Here is a 25,708-nt window from a genome sequence, read left to right as displayed (position 1 = left end):
CCAGCATATGGTTAGGGCTGTCCTTTTTGTTGGCTCTTGCCAAGGGATCTCGTCAAATGCCAAGCGTTTCGCGTTCCGGCCGGCGCAGTACCTTGCAGAGGGTTAGTCTATCCACAACCGCTTTCATTGACGCTGTCTTATTTTTCAGGCATTATAAGGAGAGAGTATCTTCAAGTAGAGGAGGCTACCTCCGTATGCTTACGACGGAACAGATCATCGACGCCATGTCGGAACATGGGCTGCGCATTACAGATCAGCGCAAGACGCTTGCCAAATTGTTTGGGGAACATCCTGGATATTTGACGGCCAAGGATGTATACGAATATATGGGCCAGAAGTACAGCGGTTTGAGCTTTGATACAGTGTACCGGAATCTTCGGGTATTGTACGAGCTTGGTGTATTGGAGCAGGTAGTGTTCGAGGAAGGCATCAAGTTTCGAGGACGCTGCAGCGAAGAACATCACCATCATCACATGATCTGCTTGCAGTGCCAGAAGACGTACCCGATTACGTTTTGCCCGATGCAGCTGACTGACGCACCGGATGATTTCCAGGTGGTTCAGCATAAATTCGAAGTGTTCGGATACTGCGGGGACTGCAACAAGGACAATACCGATAAGGAAACTTCACCAGCCAGTGGAGGAAAGCGGGACAGCCGGGTATGAGCACGGCACGTAGGGTAGTGAAGGTGCCGATACACTTCTATCGGAAATTCATTTCTCCGTTGAAACCGGCGACTTGCCGATTCTACCCAACCTGCTCGGCCTATGCACTGGAAGCGATTGAGGTACACGGCGCGCTGAAGGGCTCCTGGCTGGCGGCCAAGCGAATAGCAAGATGCCATCCGTTTCATCCTGGCGGCATTGACATGGTTCCGCCGCGCAAGGATAAGGTGTCGTCTTCCTTGCCAGAGAAATAGCGTTTTTTGGGTATCCTAACCGATACGAAGCGGAATTGCATGCTGTCTTTGGACATAGCAATCCCACGGAACGCGACCCTCCTTGACACACCGCAGCCCGTTTGATTAAAATGTAATAAATTATAGGTATATCCGAGGAAGAGATAAGTACGAAAAGCTTGCCTTGAACAGAGAGCCGGAGCAGCTGGAAACCGGTCTTGGCGAATTTCGGAAAATGGTCTTGGAGGATCCGCTTCTGAGCGCTGCAGTCCGATTGGATGCTGCTGTAAAGAAGCGGCGTGAGCCAGCGTTAATGGACGGCCGGATGACGGCAGATGAGCCTGTTACCGTAAGGGGACAGGGAATTTGGGTGGTAACACGTGAGAACAACTCTCGTCCCATGGGGACGGGGGTTTTTTGCTGTTTACTGCTGTTCTTCAATAAGAGATTACCTGGTACAAATTCAATTTCACGGTAAAGGAAGGTTACTATGGTAGACAAAAATACGCCAGACAAAAAGACGTTTTATATTACAACGCCAATCTATTATCCAAGCGACAAGCTGCATATCGGCCATGCTTATACTACGGTGGCCGGCGACGCCATGGCTCGTTACAAACGGCTTCGCGGATACGATGTCCGTTATTTGACGGGGACCGATGAGCACGGACAGAAGATTGAACGCAAAGCGGCGGAGGCTGGAACAACCCCGCAGCAGTTCGTTGACGACATCGTGGCAGGCATCAAGGACCTGTGGAAGAAGCTGGACATATCCAACGAAGATTTCATTCGCACCACAGAGCAGCGCCACACCACGGTTGTGCAGGAGGTATTTGAACGTCTGCTGAAGCAAGATGACATCTACAAGGGTGAATACGAAGGCTGGTACTGCACGCCTTGTGAGTCGTTCTTCCTGGAACGTCAGCTTGTCAACGGCAACTGTCCGGACTGTGGCCGACCCGTAGAGCTTGTGAAGGAAGAGAGCTACTTCTTCCGCATGAGCAAATATGTGGACCGCCTGCTCCAGTATTACGAGGAGAACCCGGATTTCATACAGCCGGTATCCCGCAAGAATGAGATGATCAACAACTTCATTAAACCGGGTCTTGAGGATCTGGCTGTGTCCCGTACGACCTATGAGTGGGGCGTGAAGGTGAAGAGCGATCCGAAACACGTGATCTATGTGTGGATTGACGCACTCCTGAACTATATAACGGCACTGGGATACGGTACGGAGGACACCAGCCTGTATGATAAATATTGGCCGGCCGACGTACACCTGATGAGTAAGGAGATCGTGCGTTTCCATACGATCTATTGGCCGATCATTCTGATGGCACTCGATGTTCCGCTCCCGAAAAAGGTGTTTGCTCACGGCTGGCTGCTGATGAAGGACGGCAAAATGTCCAAGTCCAAGGGGAATGTGGTCGATCCGGTTACGATGATTGACCGGTATGGTCTCGATGCGCTTCGTTATTACCTGCTGCGCGAAGTTCCATTTGGGGCGGACGGTACCTTTACGCCGGAAAGCTTCGTGGAACGGGTGAACTCCGACCTGGCTAATGATTTGGGTAATCTGTTGAATCGTACCGTGGCGATGGTCGATAAATATTTTGACGGAGTCGTTCCGGCTTTCTCCGCTGGCGTAACACCGTTTGATGCAGCGATCGAGGAAGCGGCTAAGTCGGTTTATGAGAAAGTCGAAACCGCTATGGAGAATATGGAATTCTCGGTTGCACTGACGGCGATTAGCCAGTTTGTCAGCCGCAGCAATAAATACATTGATGAGACCCAGCCATGGACGCTGGCCAAAGACGAGAGCAAACGAAATGAACTGGCATCCGTCATGAGTCATTTGGTGGAGACGCTCCGCGTGGCATCGATCCTGCTGCAGCCGTTCCTGACTCGTACACCGAAGAAAATGTGGGATCAGCTTGGTCTGGCGGAAGGCGAATGGACGAATTGGGAAAGCGGACGCCAGTTTGGAGCCGTACCGGCTGGCATGAAGCTTCAAAAGGGCGAGCCGATATTCCCACGCCTGGATACAGAGCAGGAAGTGGCCTACATCGCAGAGGCGATGACAGGCGGTACGAAGGCTGCACAAGAGGAGCCTACGACCTCGGCAGCAGCTTCGTCCGCCGAAAGCACGGCGGAGCCTGTAGAGCTTAAAGAGGAAATCGGCATTGAGGATTTTGCCAAGGTCGAGCTGCGCGTAGCGCAGGTGATCGCTGCCGAGCCGGTCAAGAAAGCAGACAAGCTGCTCAAGCTGCAGCTTGATCTCGGATTTGAGCAGCGGCAAGTGGTATCCGGTATTGCGAAGTTTTACACACCGGAGGAATTGGTCGGACGCAAAGTGATTTGTGTAACGAACCTGAAGCCGGTGAAGCTTAGAGGTGAAATGTCGCAAGGCATGATTCTGGCCGCCTCCGACGGCGACCAGCTGACGCTTGCAACGGTACCGGACGGCATGCCTAACGGCGCCGTTGTCAAATAAAATGCTCTCTCATTGAATTAAGTCGCGATAGACGGTGTACCCTGTTAAAGGGTACACCGTTATTTTTTCCTTTAAGAGGTTATTCAAAAAGTCCGCTTTTCTTTTTGAACACGCACTTTAATACGGGGGATGTAACATCTCTATTGAAAATTAATAGTAATTTTTACGATTTGGTTGACAATGATGTTTGCCTGCTCTTATAATCTTGTTAGTAAAGATTACGATTAATTGAACGGAGCGGATATGGGAGATGAACATGAACAAGAGAAAGAGAGAAAGCAAACTTAACAGTTGGACCTGGGGTGTAACCTCTATATTGTTGGCGGTACTCATCCTGTCGGGGTGCGGAAGTAAATCCGGCGGCAGCATTGTCGAAGGCAAGGTCAACGTCATTACGACCTTCTATCCAATCTATGAGTTTACGAAGGAAATTGGCGGGGACGACGTTAATGTCGTAAATCTTCTGCCAACGGGCGTGGAACCGCATGATTGGACACCGCGCAGCCAGGATATCGTGAATACGTCCAAGGCCCAGCTGTTTCTCTATAACGGTGCCGGGCTGGAAGGCTGGGTACCCGGATTTTTGAAGGGACTTGATAAAGACACGCAAGTCAAACCGATTGAAGTCAGTCACGGCATCCAGCTGATCGATGCCGTAGGAGACGATGGTCATGGACACGGGGAAGCCGCTCATGAAGAGGCGCATGATCACAGCCATGAGGAAAGCGCTGAAGCAGAGCACGATCACAGCCACGAGGAAGGCACGGAGGAAGATCATGCAGGCCATGAGCACGCAGCTAGCGCCGACACACATCATACGGACCCGCATACATGGGTAAGCCCGAAATCGGCACTGGTCATGGCAGAGAATATCAAGAGTAGTCTTGTCGACGTGGACCCTGAACATAAGGACGGTTATGAACAGCGCTTTGAAGCCTTGAAAGAGAAGCTGGTCAAACTGGATAACGACTTTACGAACGAGTTGTCCAAAACACCGAAAAAAGATATCGTTGTATCCCATCAGGCGTTCGGCTATCTGTGCCGGGATTATGGATTGACGCAGCATGCGATTATGGGATTGTCGCCGGACGCGGAGCCTCGAGCGCAGGATATTGTGAATCTTACTAAGACAGTCAAAGAGAAGGAAGTCCAATATATTTTCTTCGAAGAGCTCGTATCGGATAAACTTGCTAAAACGCTGGCGAATGAAGCGGGCGTGGAAACCTTGGTATTGAATCCCGTGGAGGGACTGACGAAGGAGCAGGCAAGCGGCGGTGACAATTATTTCACGCTGATGGAGAAAAATTTGCAAAATCTAACGAAGGCTTTACAATAAGGAAGATGGGGGAGCATATCCCCCTCTTCTTTCGTGTTATGAATGTTTATGATGTTCGTATATTTAGATAGAAAGACTACAGAGAGAAAGGCGGCCTGGTTATGGAGCCGGCAGCACAAGATTGCCACCAACCTATTGTACAAATCAAGGATGTATCCTTTCATTACCGCGAGCAGCAGGTGATCAAGGATCTCAACTTCACCATAAAAGAGCGGGACTTTGTAGGTATTGTCGGGTCTAATGGGGCAGGTAAAACCACTTTGCTCCGCATGATCGTTGGATTGCTGCCTGCTGCGGAAGGGTCTATTGAACTCTTCGGTCAACCGATCCGTAAGTTTCAGGACTGGGAGCGGATCGGGTACGTTCCGCAGAAAAATTCGTTTAATCCGCTGTTCCCCGCCACGGTGCGTGAAGTCGTCATGTCCGGGCTATATAATCGGAAGAAAATGTTTCGCCGTTTGAACCGTCTGGACCACCAGAAATGTGAGGATGCTCTGGAAGTGATGCGCATTCAGGATATTGCTGATAAGCGGATCGGCGCTTTGTCCGGTGGGCAGCAGCAGCGCGTTTTTCTCGCCCGGGCGCTCATTAATCGTCCGGATCTGCTCATACTTGACGAGCCTACGATCGGCATTGATGCCGATACCCAGGCCGGATTCTTTGAATTGATTACTCATATGCACGCCCATCATCGCATGACGTTTTTGATGGTTACCCATGATTTGGACATGGTTAAAGACTACTTGGGAGAATCGCCGGTATCGCAGAACGGAAAAATTCAGTTTTTTGTCAGACATTCTCATGATATCGAAAACTGCGCAGAAGTGGATCTGCAGCATTCGCTCGTATAATGTATAGAAACAAACTTTTTGAAGCAGGAGAAGGGGACGTTATCATTGCTTGATATTTTATTTAGCGATTTTTTTCAGCGGGCGCTGATCGGAGGGGTTCTGATCGGTATCACAGCCCCGCTAATCGGGATATTCCTCGTGCTGCGCAGGCTGTCCATGATCGGCGATACGTTGTCACACGTCACGATTGCGGGTGTGGCGCTCGGATTTCTGATCGAAGTATATCCGCTTGCCGCAGGACTTGTCTTTGCGGTACTGGCCTCGTTTGCGATTGAAAAGCTGCGAAAGGCGTATAAAAGTTATGCCGAGCTGTCAATCGCCATTATTATGTCTGGCGGCGTTGCGCTTGCTTCGCTGTTTTTCACCTTGGGAATGGGCTATAATACGGATGTTATGAGTTATTTGTTTGGCAGCATTTATACGCTGGATTCTACGGATATTTATATGGTGGGCGGTGTAACCGTCGTTGTCATTGCGGTTGTGGTTATGTTCTTCAAGGAGTTCTTCCTGCTCAGCTTCGAGGAGGATGCAGCCAGTGTCAGCGGCCTGCCTGTCAAGATGATGAACATGATCATTACGGTACTAACTGCGCTTGTCGTAAGCACCGCCATCAAAATTGTGGGTGCGCTTCTGGTATCCGCATTGTTGGTGATTCCGGTAGCAATCAGTTTATTGCTGGCGAGAAGCTTCCGAAGCTCCATCGTATTATCGGTCATTATCTCCGAAATTGCCGTTATCGGGGGACTGATGCTTGCGGGCATATTTAATTTGGCACCTGGCGCGACTATCGTGCTGCTGCTAATCTGCTTGCTTATCATTACGCTTGTCGGCAAAAAGGGTTTTACGACATAAGGGGGTTCTGAAATAAAATGGCTGATATTAATATCGGCATCGCGTTTGCTGCCGGTTTTGCTTCTTTTATATCTCCATGCTGTTTACCGCTGTACCCGTCCTACTTATCTATTATTACAGGCATGTCGGTCAATGACCTGAAGAGCGAACAGAACCGCAAGGAGGTCCGATTCCGGACCATGACGCATACACTCGCGTTCATCCTTGGGTTTTCTGCCGTTTATTATACCCTCGGTTGGGGAGCCGGCCTATTCGGGGAGTTCTTCACGGAATATCAGGACCTGATCCGTCAGTTGTCCGCGCTGCTTATCATCGTGATGGGACTTATGCTGATTGGTATTTTCCAGCCTAGGTTTCTAATGAAGGACCGGAAATTCAATTTTAAATCCAAACCGACCGGATACATAGGAACATTTCTGTTTGGCATCGGGTTTGCTGCAGGCTGGTCGCCATGTGTCGGACCGATCTTAACGGCCATCATCGCACTGGCAGCTTCCGATCCGGGAACCTGGTTCCCACTGATTACCTCTTACTCTCTGGGGTTTGCAGTACCGTTTTTCATCCTGGCCTTTTTCATTGGCTCCACCCGTTGGATACTGAAGTATTCAAACATCTTGATGAAGGTCGGCGGTATATTGATGATTCTGATGGGGGTTCTGCTCTTCACGGATCAAATGTACAAAATTACGATTTGGCTGCAAGGCATTACGCCGGAGTGGCTTAAATTCTAAAGCTGGGGGGAAGGCTGGTCCAATTTATAAGTCATTATTGGCATAGGATTGGACCAGGACTTGCCAACCGGTCTCAAAAACATGTATCATTACTATTGCAGGTAAAACAGTTTTTTGCACGGGTTATGTAATTATAGAAAAGAGGGAATAAGATGCCGACACCTAGCATGGAGGATTATTTGGAGCGCATCTACAAGTTGATCGACGAAAAAGGATATGCGCGCGTTTCGGATATTGCCGAAGGCTTGGAGGTTCACCCCTCATCCGTCACGAAAATGATTCAAAAGCTGGACAAAGACGAATATTTGATCTATGAAAAATATCGTGGTTTGGTTTTGACCAGCAAAGGCAAAAAAATGGGCAAACGGCTCATGGAACGTCATCATTTGCTTGAGGAATTCCTTGAGATGATAGGTGTACAGGATGAAAATATTTATAGGGATGTTGAGGGAATCGAGCATCATTTAAGCTGGGATTCCATTATGAGAATTGAGACGCTTGTGGAGTATTTCAAGCGCGATGAGAATCGACTTCAGGATTTGCGTGACGTTCATAACGAATTAGTCAACGAATCGTAATGTGGCATCTGTCCGCTTGTGACAGATGCTTTTTTAAACTGAATCGTCATATTTCTAGTGTTATATTAATAAGTTAGATTACCTGCAAATTTCATATTTTCGGAGGATTAATAGAAATGAAGCTTCGTAGATGGTTGTTGGTGCTGATTATGTTACTATTGTGTCTCCCGTCGGTGGTTCCAACTGCGCAAGCGAAGGCAGCACGTATCAGTATTCAGTTGGACGGTGTAACCTTAAACAGTGACGTATCTCCTTACATATTGCCGAAGGTTAATGTAACCATGGTTCCTACACGGATCATCAGTGAAGGACTGGGTGCTTCAGTAGCTTGGAATCAGAAGTCGAAGACGGTAACGATCGGGATGGATGGTTCAAGTCTGCAATTGACATCCGGTAATAAAGCCGCACTTGTAAACGGCTCATCCGTAGCACTGGATGCATCGGTTGAACTTAAGAACGGCCGGGTTATGGTTCCGCTTCGGTTTATCAGCGAGAACCTGGGTGTGCAAGTCGAATGGAACCAAGCGGCTCAGCTTATCTCCCTGACGACAGGCATGGACGTCGTTCCACCGCCGGTATCCACGGGGGATGAAGTCAGAGGGGCCTGGATCTCCACGGTGTTCAATCTGGATTGGCCGAAAACGAAGACCAATGCAGATCAGCAAAAGGCATCTTATATCGCCTTACTGGATTCACTCCAGGAAGTGGGCATTAATACCGTGTACGTGCAGGTACGTCCGGCTGGCGACGCATTGTACCCTTCAACTATAGTGCCATGGTCTAAGGTGCTGACAGGCATTCAAGGAGCAGATCCGGGGTATGACCCGGTCGCTTTCATGGTCGAGGAAACGCATAAACGGAATATGGAGTTCCACGCATGGTTCAATCCTTTCCGGGCCAATACCGATATTTTGACAGCATCACTTGATCCATCCCATGTTGCGCTCAGCCACCCCGATTGGATCGTGAACATAGGTAAGCAGCTGTACATTAATCCAGGGATCCCGGAAGCTCGGCAGCATATCATTGATACCATTATGGAGGTCGTGAACGGATACGATATAGACGGTATTCATCTGGATGATTATTTCTACCCATCCAATACGGTCTTCAACGATGATGCGGCATATCGGCAATACAACCAAGGTGCTTATTCCAGCCTTGCGGATTGGCGCCGGGGAAATATCAATGCATTTGTGCAAACGCTCGGAGAGAGCATACACCGTGTGAAACCTAATGTGGAATACGGGATCAGTCCTTTCGGCGTATGGCGTAACCAATCCGTGGATAAAACGGGATCGGATACAAAAGCCGGTGTGACGGCTTATGACAGCATGTATGCCGATGTGCGGGCCTGGATACAGAATGGCTGGATCGATTACGTAGCTCCGCAGATCTACTGGAGCATGAATAATCCAGCTGCTGATTATGATAAGCTGGTTGACTGGTGGGTTAGTGAAGTGCAAGGAACCGGCGTTGACCTTCTGATCGGTCATGCGCCCTACAAACTGGGAACCAGTGAGATCGGTTGGCAGAGCGCATCGGAGATCATCAATCAATTGAAGTATAATCAGAATTATACCGAGGTTAAGGGCAGCATTTTCTTTAGAGCAGAGAATATTTTAAACAATCCGTTAGGCATTAAAGATCAATTGCAATCATATTATAGATAAATCGGCACGTCCTATAGGTATGAAACATCCCCCGCGCTCATACATAGTCATTAGACCATGTGAGGCGGGGGATTTTATATGCAAATCAATGCGGTATTTGAAGGTGGGGGGGTCAAGGGAATCTCGCTTGCCGGGGCTGTCAAGGCGGCGGAGAATGCCGGCATGGAATTCAGACGCGTAGCCGGAACGTCCTCCGGATCCATCGTGGCATCCGTGCTGGCAGCAGGTTACCGAGCAGATGAGATCAAGCGCATCATTGAGGAGACGCCTTTTCATTCGTTTCTCCAGAGAGCACCGATCTTTAACACGAAGTTGATCGGTCCTGCCTTGCGGGTGTTGATTAAGAAGGGGCTGTATTCCGGAGAAGCCATGGAGAACTGGATTCGGGAAATCCTGCTTGCCAAAGGGATTTTTACTTTTTCGGACATCCCGGCAGGTAAACTATATATTGTGGCTTCCGACATTACAAATGGAAGGCTGCTGGTGCTTCCAGACGATCTTCGCCAATATGGCATAAACCCTGCATCATTTCCCGTGGCAAAGGCTGTGCGCATGAGCTGCAGCATTCCGTATTTTTTCGATCCCGTCATTCTTCGTTTATTGGGTAGGGCTGCCAAGGGCAAATCGTTTGGAGAACAGTTTGTTTATATCGTGGATGGGGGGCTGCTGAGCAACTTTCCGTTATGGCTTTTTGATCGTGAGTCGAAGGGAGGACCTAAGCCGCTGCCGGTGCTTGGCTTTCAGATGGTCGGAAAGAATAGTAACTTGCCCCATCTGATCGATGGCCCGATCGGCATGTTAACCGCCATGTTCGAGACGATGCTTTCCGCTCACGATGAACGCTATATTGAACAGCAAAATCGCAATCGAACGATCAAAATTCCGACGCTTGGCATTGGCACCACTCATTTTAATCTGACCAAGGAAGAGAGTGAAAATTTGTACAATTCGGGATTAACGGCAGGTACGATGTTTTTCACTCGCTGGAAATCCGAGCATTAAAAAAACCGTCCAGCCGGCATGAGTTTGCGCGGTTGGACGGTTTTCTTGTTAGTGATATTTAGGAACATCATCGGATGGGTCGGGTTTTCCTTTTTGCCCATCGATCACTTGAAACGGGTACTGTTTACGTTTTGCAGTTGGACTGCTCTTCCGTACGGTGCTGTTTTTTGCCGCCAACTTTGCTGCCGTTCGCTTAGAAGGCTTCACCTTGGGCCGCTTGTTCAAACGGCGAGGCGGAAACTTGTAGAGCACATACACGACAGCAACAATAATGAGTGGAATCAAAATATTCAGTCTTGAACCAGGGTCTAACAGGAGTACCAGTAGCCCTATGGCGGCTAACGTGATCGCCGTCCAAAAAATGATCGCATGCCTTCTCATGGATTATCACCCTTTCGCGGGATCCAGCACACTTCCTGTCACAGATTGGTGAACTGTAACATTCTCGTATTGAGCATCTAACTCACGCATTCTGTTAAAGGATGCGATGGATACTTCAACTTGATCATCATTAGGTTCCTTCGTCGTTAGAAGCTGCAGCCACAGACCGGGATAACCGAGGAAACGGAGTACCGGCATGTCTCGCATGGCATTGGTAAGTTTCAGGAACTCAAAGGAAACGCCAAGCACGACCGGAAGAAGCGCGATTCTTTGAATGACCCGTTGCGTCATGGTATCCCATGGCACCACCGAGTAGACAACAACGCCGAGAACAATGGTCAGCATCATGAAGCTGCTGCCGCAGCGATAATGCAGTCGTGTATATTTCTGAACATTCTTCACCGTCAACTCTTCGCCAGCTTCAAATGCGCTGATGACTTTATGTTCAGCACCGTGGTACTGGAACAGTCTTTTAATGACAGGTGTTTGAGAGATCGCCCATAAATATACAAGAAGCAGTATTAATTTAATTACGCCTTCAATCAGGTTATGCACAATATAGTGATCAAATGTATTGCCAAAAAAGAAATCCTCTACAAAAACAGGAACGAGTGTAAACAGCAGCTTGCCGAATACAAAGGAAAGCACACTGACGGCGGCCACACCGATAATCATGCTTAAACTCCAGCCTGAGTCTTCTTTCTCCTTCTGTTTCTCGCGTTCTTCCGGCTCCAGGGTATCGTCAGCATATGCATCCGCAGAGTAATTCAAATGTTTGGAACCCTTAATTGTAGAATCTATGAGACTGACGATGCCGCGAAGAAGCGGAATCTTCCGCAGCTTCCGAACCCATGTCTTGTCTTCGCGAGGCACCTCGAGAAACTTGATTTCGTTATTTTTACGCCGTACGGCTGTCACATTCACATGCTTTCCGCCGAACATAACGCCTTCGATTACAGCTTGGCCTCCATAGCTGATCGGGGTTGACTTATCGGACAACCAGTTCACCCTCCCTGACATGTTTTTCGTTCTATGAACTATTGTATCGAATTTTGAAAGTAATTTCTAGTTGGATTAGCCGTAAGGGAAGCGGAGCATACTACTTTCAGAGAAGAACGGGGTAAGAGCAATAGTTCGATGACTTAGAGAGGAGAATCATTAGATGCATGAACATCGATTTCGACAGCAGAACCAAGTCACCAATCCATTTGTGTTTGCCCTGGAGCTGGGCTATTACGCAGGTCTAATCTGGGGAGGCGTGGTCTGGATATTTTACTGGTTAAAATTCACGAAGGTGCTGCCGGGCTTTTTGCTCGAGCCATACTTCAAGCATGAGTTCCTAAAGACGACTGCCGGACAAATTGCCGGTTGGCTGTCCTTTATCGCGTTTTCCGTCATCGCTTCCCTCATCTATGTCACCTTGTTCAGGAAGCTGAAGGGCCCATGGCCCGGTATTGCTTACGGAATCTTATGGTGGGTGGTACTGTTCGTCGCGCTCCATCCATGGCTTCGGCTGACAGACCCGGTGAAGAAGCTGTCTTGGGATACAAACATCTCGGAGGTTTGTATTTTTATATTATGGGGACTATTTATCGGTTATACAATTGCGCAGGAATTCACCGACGAGAAACTGCGCGAACCGAAGAAGGTGACGGGCTAGGCAATAAAAACTTCTCAACCCTATGCCGCCTATGGTAAAATAGCTTTTGGTTATTTGACGAAAAGGTGGGAAGCCCTATGAAATCCATATGGGTGATAAACGGACCGAACTTAAACCTGCTCGGCTTCCGTGAACCGGGCATTTATGGTTCACTCAGCCTGCAGGCGATCGAAGATAATTTGCGTAAACAGGCGGATCTCGCCGGTATCGGTATTACCTTCTATCAGTCTAATCATGAGGGTGCTATTATCGACCGTATTCATGAAGCTATTGGACAGGCGGACGGCATACTTCTTAACCCGGGAGCACTGACCCACTACAGCTACGCTGTACGTGATGCCATCAGTTCTGCCCGTATTCCGACAGTGGAAGTTCATCTATCGAACATTCATGCCAGGGAGGAATTTCGTCATACCTCCGTCATCGCACCTGTTGCTGTCGGACAAATCGCGGGTTTTGGCGCTGCGAGTTACACACTGGGCTTGTCGGCCCTTTTGCAAGTCCTGAATGACCAAGAAGGATAGTTTGGGAAATGGGTGAGAGGAGAGGTTAGAATGAGTAACAAACGAGTGGTTAAACTGCGCGAGAAACTTCAAGGCAAAGGCGTAACGGCTATGTTGGTTGCAAGCCCGATCAACCGTAGATATTTGACAGGCTTTACCGGGTCTGCCGGCTATGTGCTGATCACACGGGATAATGCCTATCTCTTGACGGATTTCCGTTATATGACTCAAGCTCCACAGCAAGCCGTCGGCTTTCAAGTGGTTGAGCATGGACCGAAGGTTATGGAGACGGTCAAGGATTTGCTGTCTTCCGAGGGGATTACATCGCTTGGATTTGAACAGGACCATGTTACATACGGCGTATTTTCCACCTATTCGGAACAGCTCGCGCCCATTAGCCTGGTGCCGGTTTCAGGTCTTGTAGAGGATCTGCGGATATTCAAGGATGAGGAAGAGTTGAGCATCATGCAGCGGGCTGCCGATTTGGCTGATCAAACGTTCAGCCATGTGCTGACCATTCTGGCTGCCGGCAAAACGGAACGGGAAATCGATCTGGAGATGGAAATGTTCATGCGCAAGCATGGTGCAACCGCGTCTTCCTTTGATACCATTGTCGCTTCCGGCGAGCGTTCGGCTTTGCCGCACGGCGTTGCCAGCGAGCGTGTCATTCAAGGGAACGAATTCGTTACGTTTGATTTCGGTGCGCTGCTTGATGGATACTGCTCCGATCTCACGAGAACCGTTGCGCTCGGAAGTCCTGATCCTAAACTGAAGGAGATCTATGATATCGTGCTGGAAGCTCAGCTTCATGCACTGGATCATATTAAACCTGGTATGACAGGACGCGAGGCAGACGCCTTAACTCGTGATATTATAACCCGTTATGGATACGGGGAATATTTTGGCCACAGCACGGGGCATGGACTGGGTATGGAGGTTCATGAATCTCCGAGACTGTCCAAGCTGAGTGATGATGTGCTGCAGCCGGGTATGGTGGTAACGGTGGAGCCGGGCATTTACTTGCCTGGGCTTGGCGGTGTCCGTATTGAAGATGATATCGTCATCACGGAATCGGGTATTCATATACTAACAAGCTCGTCCAAAGACTACACTGTGTTATAAAAGGCTGTTCCAAAAATAGCTTTATGAATTTGTACTTTAGGAAAATGATGTACTATATTAATTAGACCGCATCCTTAGGAGGGAATCTTAGTGATTTCAGTTAACGATTTTAAAACAGGTTTGACCGTAGAAGTAGATGGCGATATATTCACCGTTTTGGATTTTCAGCACGTAAAGCCTGGTAAAGGCGCAGCTTTCGTACGTTCCAAATTGAAAAACCTTCGCAACGGCAACACCGTTGAGAAGACGTTCCGTGCAGGTGAAACGATTGGCCGCGCGATCATCGACAATCGTGGTGTACAGTATCTTTACGCCAGCGGTCAAGAGCATGTATTCATGGATAACGAAACTTACGATCAGTTCAGCTTGACTAGCGAGCAGTTGGAATGGGAACTGAACTTCCTGAGAGAGAACATGAATGTAAACATCATCAGCTACCAAGGGGAAATCCTCGGGATCAACCTGCCTAACAGCGTGGAGCTGAAAGTTGTTGAAACCGAGCCGGGAATCAAAGGCAATACGGCTACGGGCGCAACGAAGAGTGCGAAAGTGGAAACCGGCCTGAATGTACAAGTTCCGCTGTTCATTAATGAAGACGATGTGCTTCTGATCGATACACGCGAAGGTAAATACATCTCCCGTGCATAGTAGGCTTTAAACGGGACCCTTCAACGATTGATAGGGTGCCAATATCTTCTAAACAACGAGACTCCTGTACGTATGTACGGGAGTCTTTTTTGTGATGGGCGAAAGCCGATGCGGTAAGCCCGAGTTCTTTTTGCCTTGAAAAGCCTTGACGGGATGACTCACTTTCGTATTATACTGTTTTAAAGTGAGAAACCACCTGAATGCTGTTACATACTGATATTAGTGGGGAGTGAAAGAAGCATTGTCACTGTACGTCATGAAATTCGGAGGCAGCTCTGTAGGAGATACAGAACGTATGAAGCGCGTTGCCAGAAGAATTGTAGAGAAACAAGATGAAGGTCATCAATGTGTAGTCGTGGTGTCTGCTATGGGGGATACGACAGACGATTTGATTGACCAGGCAAAGCTGTTGAATGAGAATCCGCCGGCACGGGAAATGGATATGCTGATGACCACGGGAGAACAGATATCCATATCGCTGCTATCCATGGCCATTCACGGTCTCGGCCGCAAGGCAAAGTCTTTTACCGGCTGGCAGGCGGGGTTCCGTACGGAAGCGGTCCATGGCAAAGCCCGCATTACGGATATTATGCCAGAGCGCGTTCATAAAGCGCTTGACGAAGGGAATGTCGTCATTGTAGCGGGATTCCAGGGAATGACTGAAGACGGAGAGATTACAACGTTTGGACGCGGGGGATCAGATACCACGGCGGTTGCTCTTGCGGCTGCCATCCAAGCGGATGTATGTGAAATATATACAGATGTGGACGGGATATACTCCACGGATCCGCGGGTTGTCAAATGTGCGCGGAAGTTGAAGGAGATTTCCTATGACGAGATGCTAGAGCTAGCCAATCTTGGTGCAGCTGTTCTTCACCCGCGTGCGGTTGAGTATGCGAAGCATAATCAAGTCAAGCTTGTCGTCAGATCCAGCTTTAATCATAACGAGGGTACGGTTGTTAAGGAGGAAACTAGCATGGAACAAGGTGTGGTTGTCAGCGGAATTGCATTTGACAAGAATGTGGTAAGAATCAGTATTCTGGGCGTTTCCGATACGCCAGGCGTTTTGGCTCAAGTGTTCGGAGAGCTTGCAAAAGAAGCGATTGATGTTGATATTATCGTACAGAGCGGTGTGCAGAACGGCGAAGCAGACTTTTCCTTTACCGTTTCCTTGGCCGATCGGGAGCGTGCGTTGTCAGTTATTGAACAAATCCGCGGCAAAACTCCGTATCGTGACGTTACCTCGGAAGACCATCTGGTAAAAGTATCGATTGTTGGCGCTGGCATGGTCAGCCACCCGGGTGTGGCCGCGCAAATGTTTGATGTTATCTCCCGGCAGGGGGTCAGCATCAAAATGGTCAGCACGTCCGAAATCAAAGTATCCTGCGTCATTGAAGGAACTAATCTGGAAGGTGTCGTACAAGCGCTTCATACCGCGTACGGACTGGATACGGATCAGCAAGCTTCCGTTGGCGGACCGCAGATTCGGCGATAACCTGTTTTTTTCTGCAATCATATCGATATGAAATAGAGTAATCCCGGTCCATAGCGACCGGGATTTTTTGCGTTGTCCGAAAGATTCAAAGTTCGCTTCTATGAAATTAAAAAAATAGAGATAAAACGAGAGTACCTCGCATATTTTTAAACATCACACATGTGAACAAGAAGAAGGAGGATATATAGCATGCTGGACAAGTTTGTCGCGAGTATGGCCACGCTTCGTTTTTTCTCCGGCAGTCTCGAGATTGTGGCGGCCATCATCATGCTGCGTCTGAACCAAGTCGATAAAGCACTGGCTGTGAATTCGGCCCTGGCTTTCATGGGCCCGCTGGTATTGATTCTGACAACAACGATTGGCCTTGTGGGAATGGCAGATAAATTGTCGTGGGGAAAGATCGGCTGGATTTTGTGCGGCGTCTCCTGTCTCTTATACGGCGTTCTAAAAAAATGATAGATTCGCTGCATATTTTTCAGGTACAAGCATACACATGGGATATGAAGTTCTCTTATTAGAAGATGATCAAAAAGGACAACCTGGGGGAAATTGATATGACATTGAATTGGTTAGACCTGTTTCCCGAAACCGTAAAACGAATGCTGCTGAGCTTGTCGAATGAGCTTCTCCATCATGTGGAGGAGGTACGTATCCGGGAGGAACGTCCGCTGGAGGTTAATTCGGGGGGCAAGCATCATTTTCTGGACCGGCGCGGCGGGCTTACATTGCGGCCTGATGAAGCGTATAAGCCGACGCGTGAAGATACCCATCGGTTGCTGGATCTGATCAGTAACCATTCCCTCTACACCATGGAAGAGGAACTGCGAAAAGGGTTTATCACGATACCCGGGGGGCATCGGGTCGGGCTCACCGGCCGGACGGTGCTCAGCGGTGGTAAGGTTGAACACATTCGGGATATAAGCGGGTTTAATGTCCGGATTGCCAAGGAGGTTCAGGGAGCAGCGGATGACATCATTCCGCATTTACTCGACCGGAAACGGAAAAGGGTGATGCACTCGCTGATCTTATCCCCGCCTCAGCAGGGCAAAACAACGCTGCTCAGGGATCTGGCGAGGCAGATCAGTTACGGCAAGTGGGGGAATTCGGCCGTGCATTGGCCGGGAATGAAGGTAGGCATCATCGACGAACGCTCTGAAATTGCCGGTTGTTTGCGCGGAGTCCCTGGATTCGACGTAGGTCCGCGTACGGATGTGCTGGATGGTTGTCCGAAAGCTGAAGGGATGATGATGATGATCCGTTCGATGTCCCCGGATGTACTGATTGTGGACGAGATCGGTCGGCCTGAGGATGCAGAAGCCGTCATTGAAGCCTTGCATGCGGGAATTAGCGTGATTGCAACGGCGCATGGCTCATCCATACAAGGTATGCGGGGGCGACCAGCACTCGCCGGTCTTTTGGAGAACCGGATGTTTGAGATGTATGCCGTTCTCAGTAGAACAAGCGACCAAAGATCATACAAGCTGTATGACGGAGGTCAGCGAACGCTTCAGACGGCTGCGGTCGGTCCGCCGGGCGGTGATGCCTATGCTTAAACTGGTCGGGGCTGTGCTTGTGCTGGGAGCAGGAACTTTAGCCGGATTTTTTCAGGCCCAGCAATTCGCAGCAAGACCCAGGCAGCTGCGAGAACTTATTCTCGCGCTTCAACGGCTGGAAACGGAGATCAGTTACGGTTTGACGCCGCTACCCGATGCGCTGGAGCGAATTAGCGATTCCCTTCGTGAACCGCTTAGATCCTTATTTGCCTCAGCCGCGCTTTACATGAGACCCGATTATGGGTTATCCGCACAGGATAGCATCCGCAAGGCACTGGGCGAATACTGGAAGCGAACATCAATGAAAAGTGCCGAGCGTGAGGTGTTGGAGCAGCTAAGCGGCGTTCTTGGCACCAGTGACAGGCAGGACCAGATCAAACATATCGCTCTGGCCGTGGGACAGCTCAAGCATGAAGAAGCAGCGGCAAGGGATGACCAGGTCAAATATGAAAAGATGAGCAAGAGTCTGGGACTGCTCATCGGAGCATTGATCGTCATTTTGATCTTTTAGCGAGGTGCCAAGGGAAATGAACATTGAAGTGAACGCCATCTTCCAGATTGCCGGTATCGGGATCATCATTGCCATGATTCATACCGTCCTGAAACAGATGGGGAAAGAGGATATGGCACATTGGGTAACCCTGATCGGGTTTGTGGTTGTGCTGTTTATGGTCGTCAGACTGCTTGATGATTTGCTCAAGGAAATCAAAAGTATTTTTCTATTCCAGTAGGTGGACTTATATGGAAATTATCCAGGTGGTAGGACTGGGCATCATCGCTACCGTGCTGATCTTGGTTGTCAAGGAACAGAAGCCGCTCTTTGCCTTTCTTCTGGCAGTGGCGACCTCTCTCCTCATCTTCCTGTTCCTGATCGGGAAGATCGGAAATGTCTTATCCATGCTGGAAGATTTGGCGGAGAACTCCGGTGTCCAAATCATTTATCTGAAGACCGTTCTGAAAATCATCGGAATTGCCTATATTGCGGAGATGGGGGCCCAGATCGTACGAGATGCCGGACAGGAATCGATCGCATCCAAAATAGAACTGGCGGGAAAAGTGCTCATATTGGTGCTCGCTGTACCGATTATCGGGATCATCATCGAGACGGTCCTGAAGCTCCTCCCGGCTTGAAAAAGGTGGGGGGACATGGTTACAGGCGTTATACTTCGAAAAGGCATGGCCGTGTTTCGTCTACTGGTCCTGATGTTGTTTATGTCCGGGATGTTCTGCGGAACGATAAGTGCGGCTGCAGCGGCAAATCCGGCCGATGAGTGGGTAGAGCAGCAGACGCAGCAGCTGCCGACAGACCAGGTCGAGAAATACTGGGACCGGCTCATGAAGGATTACGGCGGTTTCTTCCCGGATGGAAAGACGCCGTCCCTGATGGATATGCTGCTGCCGGGCGGCGATGGTATTAGCTTCAAAGGGGTCATGTCCGGCATAGGAAAGTATTTGTGGCACGAGGTTCTTTATAACGGCAAGCTGCTGGCGACCATTGTGATGCTGAGCATCATGAGTCTGATCCTTGAGAATCTGCAGACGGCCTTCGAAAAAAGCACCGTGAGTCGGGTTGCCTATACCATCTGTTACATGGTTGTCTTGGTCATTGCCGTTAACAGCTTCAGCATCGCGATTGGATATGCCCGGGACGCCATTACCCAAATGATTGATTTCATGATGGCGATGCTTCCCTTGCTCTTTGCACTGATGGCTTCGATGGGCAATGTCGTGACCGTCTCGGTGGCTCATCCGCTAGTCATCTTCATGGTACATACGGTAGGTACGCTGATCAGCACGATTGTGTTCCCGCTTCTGTTCTTCTCGGCTCTCCTGCATCTGGTTAGTTCGCTATCCGAAAAGTACAAGCTGACCCAGCTGGGCAACCTGCTGCGAGGTGTTTCGATGGGCGTTCTGGGTGTGCTGCTTACCGTGTTCCTCGGGGTTATCTCCGTCCAAGGACTTACCAGCTCGGTTACGGACGGTGTGACGATCCGAGCAGCCAAATATGTAACCGGCAATTTCGTTCCGGTAGTCGGCAAGATGTTCGCAGACGCAACGGATACCGTGATCTCGGCCTCATTACTCGTCAAGAATTCCATCGGGCTGGCAGGAGTCATCATTATTTTGTTTCTTTGCGCATTCCCTGCGATCAAGATCTTGACGCTTGCCTTGATATATAACGTCGCAGCGGCCGTCATGCAGCCGCTCGGAGACACCCCGATCGGCACCTGCCTGCAGACGATCGGAAAGACGATGCTGTATGTTTTTACAGCTTTGGCTGCAGTCAGTATGATGTTCTTCCTGGCCATCACGATTCTGCTCACGGCAGGCAACATTACCGTCATGATGAGGTGAGGCAGAATATAGCGGCGGCTAATCTTTAGGAGGAATGACGAATGGACTGGCTTGGAGGTTGGTTGAAAAGCGTCATCATGGTGGTTCTCTTTGCAGCCTTCGTTGATTTGATACTTCCCGGCAAGGCGCTTGAACGATACGCCAGATTAGTCCTGAGCCTGTTAATTCTGCTTACGCTGCTTAGCCCGATTATTACATTGATAACGGATCCCCCCGAGAATCAACTGGCGATGGAGCTGGAGCGGCAGGAGAAAGGTCTGCCGGAGGAGGTTCAGCTGGAGCATATTCTGGCACAGGCCGAGAAGCTGAAGGAAACGCAGCAGAGTCAAAGCCTTCAGTGGGCGGGCAACGAATTAGCCCGGGTGATGAAAGAAGAGATTGCCGCAGAAACGGGGGAAACGGTTCAGGAGGTCAAGGTGGTGCTGGCTGCAGTTGCTAGGCAGGACAAGGGATATGCAGGCGCTACGATACGATCTGTTGACGTAAGACTGGTTGGAGGTGAATCGGAGAATGCAGAGGTAGAGAACAGCGATGATAAGCAACCCATCGGCATAGAGACAGTGGATTCCGTTCAGGTGAATGTTGAATCCGTGCAATCGGAACGGGATGGGAAGGCTGCGGCGAAAACAAATGCAGAAGCTGTGAGCAAGGCTGATGAAGCAAGAGCAGAGCCGGTTCGGAATTACATTAGCCGCCGGTGGGATTTGGAGCCGGATCTGATCACGATCTATATGCCAGGGCAGGAGCAGGATAAAAAGCTGTAGCGGAGGTGAGGATGATGGGAAATTGGTTGAAGCGGTTGGAACAATGGCTGGGCGGAGGCGCTGGCGGAGCAAGAAAAATGCAAACCTTCAGGTGGTTGATCATTCTTGGTCTGATCGGCGTTGCGATTATGCTGTTCAACTCTTTCGTCAATGTGAAGAAGCTGGATCATGAGAATATCGGTCGCGAGCCGCCACCGGAGACGGCCGCGGTCTCGACGACCCAAGGCGGGACTTCAACCAGCGGCGGCGGTGAGTTTGAAAGTATCGAGCAGGATTTTGAAATGCGCACTAAAACCATGCTGGAACAGATTGTTGGGGTTGGGTCCGTCGATGTCATGGTGACTGTGGAATCTACAGAGGAATTGGTCGTCCAGCGTGACATGAAAGATACACAGGAACTGACGGAGGAAACTGATGCTAACGGAGGTAAGCGTCATGTAACAAGTTATCAGCGTGATGGCCAGATTGTCACCTATGAATCTTCCGGGGAAGAAACGCCGATCGTCACCAAGAAGATCAAACCTCAAGTCCGGGGGGTGCTCGTCGTAGCCAAGGGCGCCGAGAATGATGTTGTAAAGAGCTTGATCGTGGATGCGATCCAGCGAGGCCTCAATGTCCCGTCTTATCGTATATCCGTTGTCCCTCGTAAACAGGAATAACCGCAGCCTCTCGAATGATCCGATCATTCGTGCCAAGGTTTTCATTTAAAGGAGGAAACGTTCAAATGAATAACAAAAGACAAACCATATGGTTAGTATCCATGCTCAGTTTGATGGTCATCCTGTCAGCCTACTACTTATTCACCGACGATTCGGGAACGAAAGCGCCGCCGGTTGCCGAGAGCACGCAAGTGGACGGTCAGAAGCCAGGTGTCGGACAAGAAGCAAACGGAACCGCAGGCACTGGCGACGAGCTGGTTGTGAACGAAGTGCTTGAAGAAGGTACTGACGGTGATTCCGGTGCCAATGAGCAAGGAACTGCAACGGGCGATACCGGTGCGGCCAGCACGGGAGACCCTGCAGAAGCAACACAGGGTGAGCAAGGGGATCAAGGAAAAGCCAGCGGCGAAGCCGGTAAAACGGAAGAGCCGGAAGTGAAGGAATCCCAAGAGGGTGCCGAGAATTCCAAAGACGCTAGCAGCACAGGCAAAGAGGGTGCCAAGGACTCCAAAGACACAAGCAGCACCAGCAACGGTAAGAAATCGGATGAAGAAGTGCTGGAGCAAGTGGCTGCCAATGCAACATCTGCAGCAGCCCAGTTGGAGTCCTATAAATTGGACCGCTCACAAAAAAATATGAAATTATACGATGAGTTAATGACAAAGATCGACAATCATGAAAACAAGCCGGAGCAAACAGCTCAAGCTACCGAACAGCTGAAATCGGCCGAAGCGAGAGAAGAAGTGATTCTCAGCATCGAAGAAGCCCTTCAGCAGCAATACGGAAACGCCGTTGTGAAGGAAGAGAGCGAGAAGTATAATGTGGTCGTACTGAGTGAGAAACTCGATGCCAAAGGTGCAGCCGGCATCGTGAGTCTTGTGATGAAGGAACTGAAGGTTTCGCCGGATAAAGTAACCGTTCAATATGTTGCGCCATAAGCTTGTCCGCAGATTTCAACATAAATCACGGATATATTATAAAACCGAAAGAGTCTAAGGATTGCCTTGGGCTCTTTCTATTTCGCTCGATTGTGATATAATACTCTAAGCTATTGACTGACTGTCCTAAGCAAGGGCTTCCAAGAAAGTGAAGGAGTGAACGTCGATAATGTTTAAATTAAACGAAATCAAGGAACTTATTAAGCTGGTGGATCAAACATCCGTGCATGAGCTGGAAATTGAGAGCGAAGGTACACGCTTATCCATTAAGAAACCCAATGCAGCCGAGGTGGTTAACAACTATCAGGCAGCGCCGCAAGCGTTCATACCGGCACAGCAAATGATGGCACCACAAATCGTACAGCCGAATACGGGGAATCAAGCACCTGCAGCTGCACCACAGCAGGATTCCGTGGAGGATGGCAACAGCTCATTACATAAAATCGTATCACCGATGGTAGGAACTTTCTATCGTTCCCCATCGCCTGAGGCTGGGCCATTTGTCAGCCCCGGGGACAAGGTGACTGATAAATCGACGGTCTGCATCATTGAGGCCATGAAGCTGATGAATGAACTGGAAGCAGAGATCAAAGGCGAAATCGTAGAGGTTCTCGCACAGAACGGTCAACTTGTAGAATTCGGGCAGCCTCTGTTTCTGGTGAAACCGGAGTAATATGGAGGGACTCGCCAAGAACGAGAGTCGCAAGAGTCCGAAGGAGGTTACTGCATGACATTTCAAAAAGTGCTAATCGCGAACCGGGGAGAGATTGCCGTTCGTATCATCCGGGCTTGCCGGGAACTTGGCATCGCAACGGTGGCCGTATATTCGGAGCCGGACCGGGAATCCCTGCATGTTCGCTTGGCGGATGAGGCCTATTGCATCGGCCCTACGTTATCGAAAGACAGCTATTTGAATTTTACCAATATCATGAGCGTTGCTACACTGACCGAGTGTGACGCCATTCATCCCGGGTATGGCTTTTTGGCCGAGAACGCGGATTTCGCGGAGATTTGTGAATCCTGCAACATAACCTTTATCGGTCCTTCCGCTGACGCGATCAACCGTATGGGAGATAAGGCTGTTGCGAAGCAGACGATGAAGGATGCAGGTGTCCCGGTTATTCCGGGATCCGACGGATTGGTCGAGGATTTGAATGAGGCCGTTATGCTTGCCCGCGATATCGGATATCCAATCATTATCAAGGCTACTGCAGGTGGCGGAGGTAAGGGAATTCGGATCGCCGAGGATGAAGAAGCGCTGGTTAAACAGATTACAAACGCGCAGCAGGAAGCCCAGAAGGCCTTCGGCAATGCAGGCGTATATCTGGAGAAATATTTAACCGGCATGAAGCATGTAGAGATTCAAATTATCGCCGACAAACATGGCAACGCCGTGCATCTCGGGGAGCGTGACTGTTCTGTGCAGCGCCGGAGACAAAAGCTTGTTGAGGAAGCTCCTTGTCCGGTGCTAAGTGAAGAGGTACGCAGCCGGATGGGCGAAGCCGCCGTTCGGGCCGCAAAGGCCGTTAACTATTCCGGTGCAGGTACGCTTGAATTTTTGCTCGGCCAGGACGGTCAGTTCTACTTCATGGAGATGAACACGCGGATTCAGGTGGAGCATCCGGTGACCGAGATGGTGACCGGGGTTGATCTGATTCAGGAAATGATTTCCGTTGCCGAAGGAAACACGCTTTCTTTCACGCAAGAGGAAGTCGTTATTAATGGCTGGTCCATCGAGTGTCGGATTAATGCCGAGAATCCGGACAAGAACTTTATGCCTGCGCCTGGAACTATTCAGTTCTATTTGCCTCCAGGAGGTCCTGGCGTGCGGGTAGACAGTGCGGCATATCCCGGTTATACCATTTCGCCTTATTATGACTCGATGATTGCCAAGCTGATTGTATGGGCGCCGACCCGCGATGAAGCCATCGCGAAGATGAAGCGCGCATTGGCCGAATTCGAGATCGAAGGGATCTATTCAACCATCCCGTTCCATCAGAAATTGCTCAAGCATCCTACCTTCTTGAAGGGTGACTTCGATATTAAATTTTTGGAAGATAATGAGATTTGAAACCTTTGGCCAAGTTTGTCATAAACTTGGCCAAATGGTATAGTATGAGTAATAAGAGCGCATGCCTTAAGCAGTTGGGGTGCATCCGCTAACTTATTCCGAAAGGTGTGTTGAGACAATGGCGGAAACTTTGCCTACAGAATTTGAACGTACAGATATTGGTGAAATTCAGATCGCTCCGGAAGTTATTGAAGTCATCGCTGGACTTGCTACGGTAGAAGTACGTGGGGTTGCAGGGATGAGCGGCGGCTTTGCAGGCGGCATTGCCGAGCTGCTCGGACGCAAGAATTTATCCAAGGGTGTTAAAGTGGAAGTTGGACAACGGGAAGCTGCTGTTGACGTATCCGTTATCGTGGAGTATGGTCATCGTCTTCCTGAAGTAGCCGGAGAAATCCAGCGCAACGTGAAACGTTCGATTGAGAATATGACAGGGCTTACGGTGATTGAAGTCAATGTACATATTCATGATGTCCATTTCATGAAATCCGTAGAGAAGACGGAAGAATTGGATCTGGCTCAACGCGTGAAATAAGAATACTTTCAGGCTAGCCCTGGGCAGCGATGTCGAGGGTTTAATCTAATTTTAAGGAGGCTGTGCTGAATCGTGGCCAAATTAATGGACAGACTTTTGCTGTTTATCTACAGCTTAAGTATCGGTGTCATATCCGTAGTTGCCATCCTCCTGTTGAGTGGCGCTGTTCCGTATGAATTAACAAGCGTTCAGGAACAACGCCTTTTCTGGGCTGGAATTATCGTAGCTGCGGTTTTGTTTTTACTGAGCATCCGTTTCTTCTACATCTCCGTAAGACGCGATCGCTCAAACCTGAATTCCATCGATCAGCGCACGGAGTTTGGTGACATTCAAATCTCTGTGGAGACGATCGAGAATCTCTGTCTCAAGGCGGCTTCGCGCGTCCGTGGAGTCAAAGATTTGAAATCCAGGATCAAGGTATCCCAATCGGGTCTTGATATTGCGATACGCGCCGTGGTTGATGGCGAGGAATCCATTCCTACACTGACAACGGAAGTACAGAAGCAGGTGCACGACTTCGTTGAAGATACAACAGGAATACCCGTCTCATCCGTATCCGTATATATTGCTAACGTGGTTCAGGCACCAAGCTTCAAGAGCCGCGTGGAATAG

The 25,708-nt window shown here is 49.5% G+C and carries 30 protein-coding genes and 1 other annotated feature; of the genes, 28 read left to right on the top strand and 2 right to left on the bottom strand.

What is annotated here, in order from left to right; translation table 11 throughout:
• Positions 1-194: 194 nt before the first annotated feature.
• The 10 genes from ABEW73_RS11955 to ABEW73_RS11910 all read left to right on the top strand — a co-directional run bounded on the left by ABEW73_RS11955 (position 195) and on the right by ABEW73_RS11910 (position 10,415).
• On the top strand, positions 195-665 hold the full coding sequence (locus ABEW73_RS11955) for a Fur family transcriptional regulator (protein WP_430170714.1): 471 nt from the start codon (positions 195-197) through the stop codon (positions 663-665).
• The gene (yidD, locus tag ABEW73_RS11950; RefSeq protein ID WP_430170712.1) at positions 662-919 is read left to right on the top strand and encodes a membrane protein insertion efficiency factor YidD; all 258 of its coding nucleotides are present in this window, start codon (positions 662-664) and stop codon (positions 917-919) included. The genes ABEW73_RS11955 and yidD overlap by 4 nt, the downstream gene beginning before the upstream one ends.
• A 126-nt stretch (positions 920-1,045) precedes the next feature.
• Positions 1,046-1,302, top strand: a binding site (T-box leader).
• 86 nt (positions 1,303-1,388) lie between these two features.
• Positions 1,389-3,392: a methionine--tRNA ligase gene (gene metG / locus ABEW73_RS11945; RefSeq protein ID WP_430170711.1), complete on the top strand. Its 2,004-nt coding sequence runs from the start codon at positions 1,389-1,391 to the stop codon at positions 3,390-3,392.
• A 256-nt stretch (positions 3,393-3,648) separates the two neighbouring features.
• On the top strand, positions 3,649-4,728 hold the full coding sequence (locus tag ABEW73_RS11940) for a metal ABC transporter solute-binding protein, Zn/Mn family (protein WP_430170709.1): 1,080 nt from the start codon (positions 3,649-3,651) through the stop codon (positions 4,726-4,728).
• 101 nt (positions 4,729-4,829) lie between these two features.
• Positions 4,830-5,579 (top strand): metal ABC transporter ATP-binding protein, encoded by a 750-nt coding sequence (locus tag ABEW73_RS11935; protein WP_076320859.1) that lies wholly within the window; start codon positions 4,830-4,832, stop codon positions 5,577-5,579.
• Positions 5,580-5,624: 45 nt separating this feature from the next.
• Positions 5,625-6,431, top strand: a complete 807-nt coding sequence (locus tag ABEW73_RS11930) for a metal ABC transporter permease (protein WP_430170707.1) — start codon at positions 5,625-5,627, stop codon at positions 6,429-6,431.
• Between the two features lie 17 nt (positions 6,432-6,448).
• Positions 6,449-7,162 carry a cytochrome c biogenesis CcdA family protein gene (locus ABEW73_RS11925; protein WP_213645188.1) on the top strand — a complete coding sequence of 238 codons (714 nt, stop codon included), beginning with the start codon at positions 6,449-6,451 and terminating at the stop codon, positions 7,160-7,162.
• A 152-nt stretch (positions 7,163-7,314) separates the two neighbouring features.
• The gene (mntR, locus tag ABEW73_RS11920) at positions 7,315-7,740 is read left to right on the top strand and encodes a transcriptional regulator MntR (RefSeq protein ID WP_076320862.1); all 426 of its coding nucleotides are present in this window, start codon (positions 7,315-7,317) and stop codon (positions 7,738-7,740) included.
• A gap of 116 nt (positions 7,741-7,856) precedes the next feature.
• Positions 7,857-9,413 (top strand): family 10 glycosylhydrolase, encoded by a 1,557-nt coding sequence (locus ABEW73_RS11915; protein ID WP_430170704.1) that lies wholly within the window; start codon positions 7,857-7,859, stop codon positions 9,411-9,413.
• A 78-nt stretch (positions 9,414-9,491) separates the two neighbouring features.
• On the top strand, positions 9,492-10,415 hold the full coding sequence (locus ABEW73_RS11910; protein ID WP_430170703.1) for a patatin-like phospholipase family protein: 924 nt from the start codon (positions 9,492-9,494) through the stop codon (positions 10,413-10,415).
• A gap of 48 nt (positions 10,416-10,463) precedes the next feature.
• Here ABEW73_RS11910 and ABEW73_RS11905 read toward each other — a convergent pair whose 3' ends face one another.
• Together ABEW73_RS11905 and ABEW73_RS11900 are read right to left on the bottom strand one after the other, a co-directional pair.
• Positions 10,464-10,796, bottom strand: coding sequence for a hypothetical protein (locus ABEW73_RS11905; protein WP_076320865.1), 333 nt, complete (start codon positions 10,794-10,796; stop codon positions 10,464-10,466).
• A gap of 6 nt (positions 10,797-10,802) precedes the next feature.
• Positions 10,803-11,795 carry a DUF1385 domain-containing protein gene (locus ABEW73_RS11900; protein ID WP_076320866.1) on the bottom strand — a complete coding sequence of 331 codons (993 nt, stop codon included), beginning with the start codon at positions 11,793-11,795 and terminating at the stop codon, positions 10,803-10,805.
• Positions 11,796-11,958: 163 nt separating this feature from the next.
• Between ABEW73_RS11900 and ABEW73_RS11895 the strand changes: the two genes are divergently transcribed.
• From ABEW73_RS11895 to amaP, 18 genes are all read left to right on the top strand, one after another.
• Positions 11,959-12,456 carry a YqhR family membrane protein gene (locus tag ABEW73_RS11895; RefSeq protein WP_430170701.1) on the top strand — a complete coding sequence of 166 codons (498 nt, stop codon included), beginning with the start codon at positions 11,959-11,961 and terminating at the stop codon, positions 12,454-12,456.
• Positions 12,457-12,533: 77 nt separating this feature from the next.
• On the top strand, positions 12,534-12,980 hold the full coding sequence (aroQ, locus tag ABEW73_RS11890) for a type II 3-dehydroquinate dehydratase (protein ID WP_098742943.1): 447 nt from the start codon (positions 12,534-12,536) through the stop codon (positions 12,978-12,980).
• A 30-nt stretch (positions 12,981-13,010) separates the two neighbouring features.
• Positions 13,011-14,081, top strand: a complete 1,071-nt coding sequence (locus ABEW73_RS11885) for a M24 family metallopeptidase (RefSeq protein WP_430170699.1) — start codon at positions 13,011-13,013, stop codon at positions 14,079-14,081.
• A 90-nt stretch (positions 14,082-14,171) separates the two neighbouring features.
• Positions 14,172-14,729 (top strand): elongation factor P, encoded by a 558-nt coding sequence (gene efp, locus ABEW73_RS11880; protein WP_076320870.1) that lies wholly within the window; start codon positions 14,172-14,174, stop codon positions 14,727-14,729.
• A gap of 241 nt (positions 14,730-14,970) precedes the next feature.
• Positions 14,971-16,224: an aspartate kinase gene (locus ABEW73_RS11875; RefSeq protein ID WP_430170697.1), complete on the top strand. Its 1,254-nt coding sequence runs from the start codon at positions 14,971-14,973 to the stop codon at positions 16,222-16,224.
• Between the two features lie 189 nt (positions 16,225-16,413).
• Positions 16,414-16,680, top strand: coding sequence for a YqhV family protein (locus tag ABEW73_RS11870; RefSeq protein ID WP_076320872.1), 267 nt, complete (start codon positions 16,414-16,416; stop codon positions 16,678-16,680).
• A gap of 98 nt (positions 16,681-16,778) precedes the next feature.
• On the top strand, positions 16,779-17,777 hold the full coding sequence (gene spoIIIAA / locus ABEW73_RS11865; RefSeq protein ID WP_430170695.1) for a stage III sporulation protein AA: 999 nt from the start codon (positions 16,779-16,781) through the stop codon (positions 17,775-17,777).
• The gene (gene spoIIIAB / locus ABEW73_RS11860; protein WP_430170693.1) at positions 17,770-18,288 is read left to right on the top strand and encodes a stage III sporulation protein SpoIIIAB; all 519 of its coding nucleotides are present in this window, start codon (positions 17,770-17,772) and stop codon (positions 18,286-18,288) included. Before spoIIIAA ends, spoIIIAB begins: the two co-directional genes overlap by 8 nt.
• A 16-nt stretch (positions 18,289-18,304) precedes the next feature.
• A complete protein-coding gene (spoIIIAC, locus tag ABEW73_RS11855) occupies positions 18,305-18,508 on the top strand; it encodes a stage III sporulation protein AC (RefSeq protein WP_007129715.1) in 204 nt (67 codons plus the stop codon).
• Between the two features lie 10 nt (positions 18,509-18,518).
• Positions 18,519-18,908, top strand: coding sequence for a stage III sporulation protein AD (spoIIIAD, locus tag ABEW73_RS11850; protein ID WP_071223846.1), 390 nt, complete (start codon positions 18,519-18,521; stop codon positions 18,906-18,908).
• Positions 18,909-18,980: 72 nt separating this feature from the next.
• On the top strand, positions 18,981-20,132 hold the full coding sequence (spoIIIAE, locus tag ABEW73_RS11845; RefSeq protein ID WP_430171248.1) for a stage III sporulation protein AE: 1,152 nt from the start codon (positions 18,981-18,983) through the stop codon (positions 20,130-20,132).
• Between the two features lie 41 nt (positions 20,133-20,173).
• A complete protein-coding gene (spoIIIAF, locus tag ABEW73_RS11840; protein ID WP_430170691.1) occupies positions 20,174-20,896 on the top strand; it encodes a stage III sporulation protein AF in 723 nt (240 codons plus the stop codon).
• 14 nt (positions 20,897-20,910) lie between these two features.
• Complete coding sequence (gene spoIIIAG, locus ABEW73_RS11835; protein ID WP_179090583.1) at positions 20,911-21,555, top strand: stage III sporulation protein AG; 645 nt, start codon at positions 20,911-20,913, stop codon at positions 21,553-21,555.
• Positions 21,556-21,620: 65 nt separating this feature from the next.
• Entirely contained in the window at positions 21,621-22,493 is an 873-nt protein-coding gene (locus ABEW73_RS11830; protein ID WP_430170689.1) for a SpoIIIAH-like family protein, read from the top strand.
• Positions 22,494-22,662: 169 nt separating this feature from the next.
• Positions 22,663-23,166 carry an acetyl-CoA carboxylase biotin carboxyl carrier protein gene (gene accB, locus ABEW73_RS11825; RefSeq protein ID WP_430170687.1) on the top strand — a complete coding sequence of 168 codons (504 nt, stop codon included), beginning with the start codon at positions 22,663-22,665 and terminating at the stop codon, positions 23,164-23,166.
• A 54-nt stretch (positions 23,167-23,220) separates the two neighbouring features.
• The gene (accC, locus tag ABEW73_RS11820) at positions 23,221-24,564 is read left to right on the top strand and encodes an acetyl-CoA carboxylase biotin carboxylase subunit (protein WP_430170685.1); all 1,344 of its coding nucleotides are present in this window, start codon (positions 23,221-23,223) and stop codon (positions 24,562-24,564) included.
• A gap of 118 nt (positions 24,565-24,682) precedes the next feature.
• Positions 24,683-25,096: an Asp23/Gls24 family envelope stress response protein gene (locus ABEW73_RS11815; protein ID WP_009591235.1), complete on the top strand. Its 414-nt coding sequence runs from the start codon at positions 24,683-24,685 to the stop codon at positions 25,094-25,096.
• A gap of 72 nt (positions 25,097-25,168) precedes the next feature.
• Complete coding sequence (amaP, locus tag ABEW73_RS11810; protein WP_076320881.1) at positions 25,169-25,708, top strand: alkaline shock response membrane anchor protein AmaP; 540 nt, start codon at positions 25,169-25,171, stop codon at positions 25,706-25,708.

The organism is Paenibacillus lautus (assembly GCF_050482385.1).
GTDB lineage: Bacteria > Bacillota > Bacilli > Paenibacillales > Paenibacillaceae > Paenibacillus_AQ > Paenibacillus_AQ lautus_B.
The sequence above is the reverse complement of the archived record's forward strand: the minus strand, read 5'-3'. Positions and strand labels throughout refer to the sequence as shown.